Origin of the sequence: Pseudomonas triticicola (genome assembly GCF_019145375.1) — a bacterium.
GTDB classification, from domain to species: Bacteria; Pseudomonadota; Gammaproteobacteria; order Pseudomonadales; family Pseudomonadaceae; genus Aquipseudomonas; species Aquipseudomonas triticicola.
On sequence record NZ_JAHSTX010000001.1, the window covers coordinates 2,913,573 to 2,925,678 of the forward strand.

Consider the following 12,106-nt stretch of genomic DNA (forward strand, 5'->3'; position numbering starts at 1 on the left):
GGCGGGTTTTGTCGTTTCAGACCTCAGTCTCAGACCGTATCCACCTTCAACGAATGATCATTAAGCATCCCGCTGATGATCGTCGCCGTATCATGCCCCCCAGCCACCATGCCGCCCGCCCCTGGTGTCACGCCGTAGTGGCTGGCGAGGTTAACGCCGGCCAGGTCGATGGTCTGGTTCGGCGTGCCGCCGGCCATGGCGCTGACGTCGATGCTGGTCATCACCGAGGCGCCGCTGCCGCTGACGGTGAAGTGCAGATAGTCGTCCAGGGACGCGGTGCTGGCGTTTTCGCCTTGCAGCAGTTGCGACAGATCGAGCTTGTCGGTACCGGGGGTGAAGTCGGTGATCAGGTCGTGACCGCTGTTGCCCTTGAGCCACTGGAAGGTGTCGGCCCCTGCCCCGCCCGTCAGGGTATTGTTGCCCATGCCACCGATCAACAAGTCATCGCCAACGCCGCCATTGAGGAAGTCGTTGCCGAGGCCGCCGTTGATCACGTTGTTGTTGCCGTCGCCGGTGAGGCTGTCGTTGAAGTTCGAGCCGAGCAGATTCTCGATGCCGGTCAGCGTGTCAGTACCGGCGCCAAGAGTGTTCTGCGCACCGAGCAGGCCGAGGTTGACGGTGACGGCGGCTGTGGCGTGGGCATAGCTGGCGGTATCGCTGCCAGTGCCGCCGTCGAGCAGGCCATTGCCCGCGCCGCTGTAGAGCAAATCGTTGCCGGCGCCGCCGTGCATTTCGTTATTGCCGGAGCCGGCAGTGAGCACGTCATTGCCGTCGCCGGCGTTGATCACGTTGTTGCCGCTACCCGCCACCAGCACATCGTCGCCAGCGGTGCCGGTCAGGGTGTGGCCGTCCTGATAGCTGATGCCGACGTTGGCCGTGTCACTGCCGCCGTGGTTGTCGTTAGCGGTGTAAGTGCCGTGGTAATCCGGCGTGATGTCATGGGCCCCGGCGTAGTTGAGGGTCATGGTCAGTTGATAGTTTTCCGGCGCATTCGGGTTGCCGTTGCCCGTAGCGTTGGCAATGTTGGTGACGTGGATCTGGTAGACGCCATCGGCTGACGCGGTCAGGGTTTGCCCGTCCGCCAGCGCCATCCAGGCGCCGCCGTTGAGCGAATACTCCATGCCAATCTGCCCGACAGCCAGATTGTGATCGAGGTTGAGGGTTTCGCCCTGGCGCAGGTGGACGGTGATGCGGTCCTCGTCGTTGGCATTGCTGTTGCTCACCATGCCGAGATAACCGCTGACCACTAGCACGGCGGTCATGGTCGCAGCGTTGGCGCTGAAGGCACTGCGCACGTTGGCCAGGTTCTGGTTGGCCGCATTATTGTTCTGCCCAGTGAAACCGATCAGGCCGGTACCGGTGAAGTCCGCCGCTTTCGAAACCCAACCAGTATTGAAACTGGTGGGTGTGGCGTTGAGGGTGTCGCCGTTCGGATCGGTGTCATTGGCCAGCAGCAGCTCACCCGGCACCACGATGTTGCCCGACAGCACGTTGGTGATGACGTGATCGTCCATCGCCACCGGTGGCGCGTTGGGAATCACTTTCACGGTCAGCGTGGAGCTGGCCAGATCGCCGTCGTTGTCGCTGACGGTGAAGCCGATGTTTTCGGTGATGACCACGGCGGTGGTTTTTTGCGAGGTGTAGCTGTATTCGCCGGTGTCGAGGTTGACCACCAGCGTGCCGCTGTTGTTGGTGGCGATGCTGACGCTGTTGTTCGCCGTGTTGAAGGTGCCGTGGTTGGCGCCGCCGCTCGCGGTCAACGAACCCTGGCCACTGAGGGCTTTCGGATCGTAGGTGTAGGTGGTGCCGTCGACCACGATCGACTTGATGAAACCGCCATCGGCGCCGAACGAACCACCGTCGCCCAGAAGCGAACCGGTGACCGGCGCGCCCTGCACGGTGCCGGAGAGCACCGAGTTGAGCTGGTTGAGATCGGTGACCACTACTGCGTTGGTGTTGGTGTGGTTGATGCCGTCGTAGGCCAGCGGATCGAGGTAGGCGTTGCTCACGCCATCACCCAGGCCGATCGCGTAGTTCTTGATGTTGTTGGCATCGAGGAAGTTTTTCAGCGCGGCTTCGTCAGCCGTGCCGATGTCGCCCTCGTTGGGCTTGCCGTCGGAGAAGAAGTAGCCGACGTTCTGCGCCCCGGTGAGTTTGCCGGAGGTGTTGAACGCGTTCTGCATCACTGCTACGGCAGCATCGTAGTTGGTGCCGCCGCCAGCGTTGAGACCGGCGAGCAGGGTCTTGGCGGTGGCGACATCCACCCACACGGTGGTGCGGTCGGCGGCATTGCTGCTGAATGTCACCAATTGCACTTTCACATCGCCCAGATCATCGTACTTGTCGAGCAAGGCACCAATGGCCTGCTTGGCCAGATCCAGGCGCGACAGGCCCGGAACACCGGAAGCGTCGGCCATGCTGCCGGAGATGTCGAGGACGATGAGCACGTTGGAATCGATCTCCACTGCGGTTACCGAGCGATCCGAGGCAACGGCTTTCGGTACGTCGTCGACGATGTTGACCACGAGGGTACTGGTGGTGCTGTTGCCCAGCGCATCGGTGGCTTTGTAGGTGAATGTTTCGCTGAGCGTGTTCGGCCCGTCGTTGGCGTTCGGCGCGGTTTTCGGTGCCGAGGTCAGCGTGTAGGTGTAGCTGCCGTCGGCGTTGAGCTGCAGTTGCCCGTAGCTGCCGGTGGCGTTGCCGACCAGGGTGTACGTGATCGCGCCGCTGCCACCACTGACCGAACCGAGCAGCGTGCCGCTGGCGGTTTCGCCGGTGTTGCCCGGTTCGCTGCCGGTCACTGTGCCGGGGGCGAGATCCTGGCCATCCTTGTTCAGGTCGAGGGCTTTTTCGTAGACGGTGGCGTCGGTGTCGCTGACGGCGGTCAGGCAGCTGTTGTGCACATCGATGGTGATGGTGGTGGTGCTTTCGTCGCCGTCGGAATCGCGCACCGTGTAGGTGAACACATCCACCGCGCCCGGGCCGTTCACCGCGTTCGGATTGCTGTGATAAACGGCGTTGCCGTTGGCATCGAGGGTGAGGTAACCGTAGGTGCCGTTGATCTGCGAATTGAGCCCGCCGATGGCCGATGTCGAGGTATCAGCACCGGCACGCACGCCGATCACGACACCGGAAACCGCCGGACCGTCAGCGCCGCCGCTATCGTTAGCGAAGACGTTGCCACTGACGGTGCCGCCTTCCGCGACCGAAGCCGCATCCGGATTGGCGCTCGGCAGGTCATCGACGATGTTGACGTTGATCTGACCGCTGGCGGTGCTGCCATCGGTGTCGGTGGCGACTACGTCGAAGCTCTCGCTGAGGCTGTTGGCACCGTTGGCGTTCGGATGGGCTTCGTTGTCGACCAGGGTGTAGCTGTAGCTGACCACGCCGGTGGCCGGGTCATAACCGGTGATGGTGAAGGTGCTGCCCAGCGGCGAGACCACCGATTGCGGCAAACCGGCGGCGACGCCATTGCTGATCACCGCAATACCACCGACCGTCAGGGTTTGCAGGCCATCAAGCGCAGTCACGGTGAAGCTGCCGCTTTGGGTCAGCGCCGAGGTGTCGGGGCTGCTGCCGTCGCCGAGGTTTTTCTCGTAGACGGTGATTTCGCCGCCCTTCACATCGAGGCCGTCGAGGCATACCGGATCGTCGTTGTTATGGATGTTCAGCACCAGGTTGGCGGTGCTGGTGTCGCCGTCGGCATCGGTGATGGTGTAGGCGAAGGTTTCCGTGCCGTTGCCGCCGCCCTGGAGGTTTTTGAAGTCGGCGTCATTGGCGTCCAGCGTGTAGGTGTAAGTGCCGTTGGCATTGAGCACCAGCGTGCCGTAAGTGCCAGTGAAAGTACCGGCAGTCACCGGGCCGCTGGCGACGCGGTCGGCGCCCTGCACATCGTTGTCGAGGACGTTGCCGGTCAGGGTCATCTGGGCTTCTGTTGCGCTGTCCGCATTGCTGTCATTCAGCGCTTTCGGCACGTCATCGACGATGCTCACGACGATTGTGCTGGTGACGACATTGCCCAGCGAATCGGTGGCCTGATAGGTGAAGGTTTCGCTCAGGCTGTTGGCGCCGTCGTCAGCGTGCGGCGTAGTGGTAGCCGGCGAAGTCAGGGTGTAGGTGTAAGTGCCATTGGCGTTGAGGACGATTTGCCCGTAATTGCCGGTGGCGCTGCCGACCAGTGCATAACTGATCGCGCCGACCGCACCGGTGACCGAGCCGACCAGGGTGCCGGACGCGGTTTCGCCGGTGCTGTTCGGATCGCTGCCGACCACGCTGCCCGCCGCCAGATCCTGGCCATCCTTGTTCAGGTCGAGGGCTTTTTCATAGACGGTGACGTCAGTGTCGCTGACGGCTTTCAGGCAACTGTTGTAGACGTCGATGGTGATGGTGGTGGTGCTTTCGTCACCGTCGGCATCACGCACGGTGTAGGTGAACACATCCACCGCGCCCGGGCCGTTCACCGTGTTCGGATTGCTGTGATAAACGGCGTTGCCGTTGGCATCAAGCGTGAGGTAGCCGTAGGTGCCGTTGATCTGCGAATTGAGCCCGCCGATGGCCGAAGTCGAGGTATCAGCACCGGCACGCACGCCAACCACTGCACCCGCGACCGCCGGGCCGTCGGCGCCACCGATATCGTTGTTGAGTACGTTACCGCTGACAGTACCGCCCTCCGCCACCGAAGCCGCGTCCGCATGCGCGGTGGGCAAATCATCGACGATATTGACGTTGATCTGGCCGCTGGCGGTACTGCCATCGGTGTCCGTCGCGACGACGTCGAAGTTCTCGGTGAGGCTGTTGGCGCCGTTGGCGGTTGGATGGGCTTCGTTGTCGGCCAGGGTGTAGCTGTAGCTGACCACGCCGGTCGCCGGGTCATAACCGCTGATGGTCAAGGTGCTGCCCAGCGGGGTGACGATTGATTGCGGGAAGCCTGCGGCCACGCCATTGGTGATCACGGCAATGCCACCGACTGTGAGGGTCTGCAGACCATCGAGAGCGCTGACGGTGAAAGTGCCGTTCTGGGTCAGCGCCGGGGTGTTGGGGCTGGTGCCGTCGCTGAGGTTTTTTTCGTAGACGGTAAGTTCGCCGCCGTTGACGTCGAGGCCATTGAGCAGCACCGGATCGTCGTTGTTGTGGATGTTCAATACGAGATTGGCAGTGCTGGTATCGCCGTCGGCATCGGTGATGGTGTAGGCGAAGGTTTCAGTGCCGTTGCCGCCGCCGGTCAAGGCCTTGAAATCGGCATCGCTGGTATTCAGGGTGTAGGTGTAAGTGCCGTCGGCGTTCAGAACCAAGGTGCCGTAAGTACCAGTGAATGTACCGGGCGTGACTGGACCGGTGGGTACGCGGTCGGCGCCTTGTATGTCATTGGTGAGGACGTTGCCGGTCAGCGTCAGTTGGCTTTCTGACGCGGTACCGTTGATGTCGTCGTTGGCTTTCGGCAGGTCGTCGACGATGTTGACGTCGAGGGTGCCGGTGGCCGTCGTGCCGTTGTCATCGACCACCGTGACCGCGAACTGCTCAGGCAGATTGTTGGCGCCGTTGGCGTTCGGATGCGCTTCGTTATCAGCCAAGGTGTAGCTGTAACTGACCACGCCGGTTGCAGCGTTGAAACCAGTAATCGTCAGCGTGCTACCCAGGGGCGTGGTGATCGATTGCGGGAAACCTGCGGCCACACCATTGGTCACCACGGCAATTCCACCGACAGTCAGCGTGGTGACGCCGTCCAGTGCAGTGATGGTGAACGTGCCGTTTTGTGTCAGCGCGGTGGCGTCCGGTGCGCTGCCGTCGCTGAGATTTTTCTCGTAGATCGTCAGCTCGCCGCCAGCGACGTTCAGGCCGTCGATGATGACTGGATCGTCGTTGTTGTGGATCTGCAGAATGAGGTTGGCGGTGCTGCTATCGCCGTCGGCATCGGTGATCGTGTAGGCGAAGGTTTCGGTTCCGTTGCCACCGCCGGTCAAGGCTTTGAAATCGGCATCGCTGGTATTGAGCGTGTAGGTGTAGGTGCCGTCGGCGTTCAAAACCAACGTACCGAAAGTACCAGTGAAAGTGCCCGGCGTGACTGGACCTGTTGGTACACGGTCGGCGCCTTGCACGTCGTTGGTGAGGACGTTGCCGGTCAGGGTCAGTTGGCTTTCCGAGGCGGTGCCGTTGCTGTCATCGATGGACTTCGGCAGGTCGTCGACGATGTTCACATCGAGGGTGCCGGTGGCCGTCGTGCCGTTGTCATCGACTACCGTGACTGCGAACTGCTCAGGCAGATTGTTGGCACCGTTGGCGTTGGGATGCGCTTCGTTATCGGCCAGGGTGTAGCTGTAACTGACTACGCCGGTTGCAGCGTTGAAACCGGTAATCGTCAGCGTGCTGCCCAGTGGCGTGGTGATCGATTGCGGGAAACCTGCGGCGACGCCATTGGTCACCACGGCAATTCCACCGACAGTCAGCGTGGTGACGCCGTCCAGTGCGGTGATGGTGAACGTGCCGTTTTGTGTCAGCGCGCCAGTGTCGGGGACGCTGCCGTCGCTGAGGTTTTTTTCGTAAACCGTGAGCTCGCCACCGGCGACGTTCAGGCCATCGATGATTACTGGATCGTCGTTGTTGTGAATCTGCAGAACCAGATTGGCGCTGCTGCTATCGCCGTCGGCATCGGTGATTGTGTAGGCGAACGTTTCGGTTCCGTTGCCACCGCCGGTCAAGGCTTTGAAATCGGCATCGCTGGTATTGAGCGTGTAGGTGTAGGTGCCGTCGGCGTTCAGAACCAAGGTGCCGTAAGTACCGGTGAATGTACCGGGCGTGACTGGACCGGTGGGTACGCGGTCGGCGCCTTGTATGTCATTGGTGAGGACATTGCCGGTCAGGGTCAGCAAGGTTTCCGAGGCAATGCCGTTGGCGTCGTCGAACGCTTTGGGCACGTCGTCGGTGATATTTACGTCCAGCGTGCCAGTGGCGCTGTCGCCATTGCTGTCGGTGGCGATCACGGTGAACTGTTCGCTGAGATTGTTCACGCCGTCGCCGGCCGCGTGGGTCTCGTTGCCGTTGAGGGTGTAGCTGTAGCTGACCGTGCCAGTGGCCGCGTTGTAACCGGTGATGGTCAGGGTGTTGCCCAGTTGCGTGGTGATCGACTGCGGAAAGCCGATCGGCACGCCGCCAACGATCACGTTGATGCCGCCGATGCTCAGGCTGTTCAAGCCATCCGCTGCCGAGACCGTGAAGCTGCCACTTTGCGTCAACGCGCCTGGATTGGCCGCTGTACCGTCAGGCAGATTGGCTTCATTGAGGTTCAGCTCGCCACCCGCCGCGTCAAGGCCATTGAGGATGACCGGATTGTTCACCGCTGGCGGTGGCACCACGACCGGCGCTGGCGTGTCGTCGCCATTGTCGATGTCCGCGTCGCGACGATACTCGGGAAATTCGGGAATGCCATTGAAGCCGGCGGTGGGGAAACCAATGATCGGATCGACCCGGCCGCCGACTTCGGTCAGCAGAACGAAGCTGTGCCCGCCGCCCAGCTCACCGGTATTGCCGGTCGGCGCGTTGGGGCCGGCCGCGGTGGCTTCGGCAGTTTTGCTCGGGTCTTCACCGGCGGCGATGGCTTTCTGGATTTGCTCGACATCGGTCAGTTGCGCCTGGCTCGGGGTCTGCGCTTCGTCGACGTTCACCGGGACAGCCTGGTCGGCCAGCAATTGCTCGGTCATGGCGATGCTGCTGCCCCGGCCGAGAGTCAATTCCTCGCCGTTTTGCAGTTTCACTGCCACCGCGCCTTCCGCGCCGGTGATCAGTTGATCGCCAGCGTACAAACGATCGCCTTCGAACAGCGGACGCTTGATGCCGTCGCGCGCTTCAGCGAACACCTGACCAATGACTTTTGTGACCGTACCAATGAGCGCTGCCATGTGAAATCCTCCGCTGCCGACCACCGTCGGCACTGGTTCGCGAAGCAGCCCATGGCTCAATCGGGTTGCCGGGGGCGACGCTCGCACCCTCGACAGTTCGTTTCGCAGGCCCGGTTTGAAACGAATTGTCAGCGCTATCAAGCACTTGCCAACTCTGTTCAATCCATCGACCGACTAGCGCTACGTAACGGTGGTGAATCACCTGAGTGACAAAAATCTGTCGCTCATTCGCCGTTACGCGTCCCTCCCCTTCAGCAGTACTTCGCAGTGTCTCGCAAAGTGAATGGAACTTTCCTCAAGCCTTTTCGAGCTCCCTAAAGCGCATAAAACAAAGGCTTTCGAGCTGAACAATGTGCTGCTTTTGAAAAACCGCATAAGTTTTTTTTGGAATAAACCTTATGAAAATTTTTTCTTAGCTACGCTCTAGGATGTTCTTAGCTCTGTTGTTACAAGAGTGAAACGCTTACACCCTAAATTTACGTCAAATATTTGGCGACAGTAACACAACATTGAGATCCAGGGAGATGCACCCATGCGCGTTTTAACCCCCCTCTGCAGCGCGGTTTTGCTGGCCATGGCTTGCACTTCCCAAGCCCAGGCGATGAACCTCACCGAGGCGATCCAAAGCACCATCGCCACCCACCCGGAGCTGGCTTCGCGCGTGGACGCTCGCCTGTCAGCAGATGAGCAGGTGAAAGTGGCCAAGGGCGGGTTTTATCCGTCGGTCGATCTGAACGCTGCCTATGGGCGCGGCTACAGCGACAACACCAACACCCGTGCCTTCGGTAATCACAACACCGAAATTCTCAATTACACCCAGTCCGAGCTGCGTTTGCGGCAGATGATCTTCGACGGTTTCAACACCGCCAACGAGGTCGAGCGCACCAAGGGCGTGTCCAACTCGCGCGCCTACTACGCGCAAGGCACCGCGCAGGATCTGGCCCTGCGCACCATCGAGGTCTACCTCGAAGTGCTCAAGCGTCGGGAACTGGTGACGCTGGCCAAGAACAATTTGCAGGCGCACTTGCGGGTCAACGATCAGATCGGCCTGCGCACCGAGCGCGGCATCGGCAGCACCGCCGACTCCGATCAATCGGTTGCCCGTCGAGCGCTGGCGCAGAACAACCTCGACACCGCCGAAGTCGATCTGGCTGACGCCGAATCGAATTTCTACAGCGTGGTCGGACGCATGCCCGATGAGCTGGAAACCCCGGCCTCGACTCGCGGTGAGATGCCACCGGACCTGCGTGAAGCGCAGCAAAGCATGGTCGACAACAACCCGTACCTGAAATCGGCCCAGGCTGACGTGCAGTCCGCCGAGAGCCAGTACGAAGTGGCCAAGTCGCCGTTCTACCCGCGCTTCGATGCCGAAGCAGCAGTCGGCGCAAACAACAACGTGCAGGGTGATGAAGGCCACGACAACGAATGGCGTGTCGGTGTGGTGATGAACTACAACCTGTTCCGTGGCGGCAGCGACAAGGCACGTCTGGCCGCGAATGCCCACGACATCAACCAGGCCATGGACATCCGCAACAACGCCCTGCGTCAGCTCAACGAGAACATTCGCCTGGCCTGGAACGCCATGGAAAACGCCAAGAAGCAAACGCCGACCGCCCGCGAATACGCAGAAACCACCAAACGCGTGCGCGCCGCTTATCAGGACCAGTTCGGCCTCGGCCAGCGCACCCTGCTCGACCTGCTCGACAGCGAAAACGAGCTGTACAACGCCAACCGTCGCTACACCGAAATCCGCTACACCGAGGAATACTCGATGTACCGCGTGCTGGCGAACATGGGCCAGTTGCTGAGCAAGCAACGCGTGGTGCTGCCGGCTGATGCGATTGCCACGACCGAAGTGAAAAACCAGGCGCGCCTGCCAGAACTGAAATAAACGGTGCAGGAACTGACTTTGCCCTGATCGTTCCCACGCGCAGCAAAGGAATGCCTCAAGGGACGCTCCGCGTCCAGTGACGCGAAGCGTCACGGGCTGCATTCCCACGCGTGAGCGTGGGAACGATCCGATAACCGAGCCCGTTCAACAGAGGCAATCACTATGACCAGCATGGAACCCGGCGCCACCGGGGTCGATCCGCGCCTGAGCTTCGACGACCCGTTACTCGACGGCCTGCTGATCCTCTGCAAACTGCATGGCGCCACGGTCAGTCGTGCCAGCCTGAGCGCCGGGCTGCCCCTGAACAAACAACGCCTGAGCCTCGATCTGCTGCCCCGTGCAGCCGCGCGGGCCGGATTGCAGGCGCGGCTGTTGCGCCGTGACCTGAAAGACATTTCGCCACTGAACCTGCCGATCCTGCTGCTGCTCAACGACGGGCGCACCGCTGTGCTGCGGCGCTTTGGCGAGGACGGCAAAGCCCTGCTGCTGCCCAGCGAAGCCGACGGCGGCGAGCAATGGGTCAGTCGCGAAGAACTCAGCGAACACTACAGCGGCCAGGCCTTGTTCGCCCGTCCGCGCCACGAACTCGAAGACCTGCGCGCGCCGCTGGTGCCACGGGTAAATGCGTGGTTTCGCGACACTCTCAAACTGTCGAAATGGCTGTACAGCGATGCGATTCTCGCCAGTTTTCTGATCAACCTGCTCGGCCTGATGGTGCCGCTGTTCGTCATGCAGACCTACGATCGCGTGGTGCCCAATCAGGCGACCTCGACGCTGTGGGTGCTTTCGATCGGTTTGCTGATCGGCACCGGTTTTGAACTGGTGCTGCGCGTGGTGCGTGCGCATCTGCTCGACACCGCTGGGAAGAAAACCGATGTGATCCTCTCGGCAACGTTGTTCGAGCGCATCACCGGCATGTCGATGAAAGCGCGGCCGGCGACCATCGGCGGCTTTGCCCAGAGCATTCACGACTTCCAGGGCCTGCGTGAGTTTCTCACCGCCGTGACCCTGACCAGCCTGATCGACTTGCCCTTCGTGGTGTTGATGCTGGTAGTGATCGGCCTGCTCGGCGGCTGGCTGGTGGTGATTCCGCTGCTGGCGTTTCCGATCACCATCATCTTCGCCATGGCGATTCAGGTGCGCCTGCGTGACACCGTGCAGAAAAGCCTGAGCCTCGGCGCCGAGCGTCAGGCAGTGCTGATCGAAACCCTCGGCGGTCTGGAAACCCTCAAGGCCTGCGGCGCCGAAAGCGAGCGCCAGCACAAATGGGAAAGCACCCACGGCGCCCTCACCCGCCTCGACAGCCACGCGCGCAACCTGTCGGCGCTGGCCACCAACGGCACGCTGTTCATCCAGCAGTTTTCCGGGATGGCGACGATTGTGGCCGGGGTCTACAGCATCATCGCCGGCAACCTCAGCGTCGGCGCGCTGGTTGCCACTTACATGCTTGGCAGTCGTGTGCTCGCCCCGCTCGGCCAGATCGCCGGGCTGATCACCCGCTACCAGCAAGCGCAACTGACCATGAAAAGCACCGACGCGTTGATGGCGCTGCCGCAGGAACGCGACGGCAAACAACGGCCACTGGAACGCACGCAGCTGCAAGGTGCCCTCGACGTCAGCGGCGTGACGTTCCACTACAACGGCCAGAACGCACCGGCGCTGAGCGAGGTCAGCTTCAGCCTGAAAGCCGGCGAGCGGGTCGGCATCATCGGCCGCAGCGGCTCCGGCAAAAGCACGTTGGCGCGGCTGGTCATGGGTTTCTACGAAGCGGAGGAAGGCCAACTGCTGCTCGACGGCCTCGACCTGCGCCAACTGGACGTGGCTGACCTGCGCCAGCAGATCGGTTATGTCGCCCACGACTTGCCGCTGCTGGCCGGCAGCCTGCGCGACAACCTGACCCTGGGCGCGCGTTACATCAGCGATTCACGCATGCTCGAAGTCGCCGAACTGACTGGCGTCACCGAACTGGCCCGACAACACCCGCAAGGCTTCGACCGACCGGTGGGCGAACGCGGGCAATTGCTTTCCGGCGGCCAACGCCAAGCGGTGTTGCTGGCGCGGGCATTACTGCTCGATCCGCCGATCATGCTGCTCGACGAACCCACCAGCGCCATGGACAACAGCAGCGAAGATGCACTGCGGCAGAAACTGCATGGCTGGGTGCAAGGCAAAACCCTGCTGCTGGTCACCCACCGCACCTCGATGTTGAGCCTGGTGGACCGGTTGCTGGTGCTGGATAACGGCCGGGTCGTCGCTGACGGCCCGAAAGAAGCGGTCATCGATGCACTGCGCAAGGGCCGTGTCGGCTCGGCGGCGGTCTAGG

The 12,106-nt window shown here is 61.7% G+C and carries 3 protein-coding genes; 2 read left to right on the plus strand and 1 reads right to left on the minus strand.

The genetic code is table 11. The annotated features are described in order from the left end of the window. Nucleotides 1–29: 29 nt before the first annotated feature. Nucleotides 30–7,892: a retention module-containing protein gene (locus KVG85_RS12940; RefSeq protein WP_217864036.1), complete on the minus strand. Its 7,863-nt coding sequence runs from the start codon at nucleotides 7,890–7,892 to the stop codon at nucleotides 30–32. 532 nt (nucleotides 7,893–8,424) lie between these two features. Here KVG85_RS12940 and KVG85_RS12945 point away from each other — a divergent pair. Continuing rightward, nucleotides 8,425–9,783, plus strand: coding sequence for a TolC family outer membrane protein (locus KVG85_RS12945; protein ID WP_016771146.1), 1,359 nt, complete (start codon nucleotides 8,425–8,427; stop codon nucleotides 9,781–9,783). Nucleotides 9,784–9,945: 162 nt separating this feature from the next. Continuing rightward, nucleotides 9,946–12,105, plus strand: a complete 2,160-nt coding sequence (locus KVG85_RS12950) for a type I secretion system permease/ATPase (RefSeq protein WP_073472856.1) — start codon at nucleotides 9,946–9,948, stop codon at nucleotides 12,103–12,105. Nucleotide 12,106 lies beyond the last annotated feature (1 nt).

Coding starts and splice junctions, on each gene's coding strand:
- KVG85_RS12950 (WP_073472856.1), top strand. CDS start 9,946: ATGACCAGCATGGAACCCGGCGCCACCGGGGTCGATCCGCGCCTGAGC.
- KVG85_RS12945 (WP_016771146.1), top strand. CDS start 8,425: ATGCGCGTTTTAACCCCCCTCTGCAGCGCGGTTTTGCTGGCCATGGCT.
- KVG85_RS12940 (WP_217864036.1), bottom strand. CDS start 7,892: ATGGCAGCGCTCATTGGTACGGTCACAAAAGTCATTGGTCAGGTGTTC.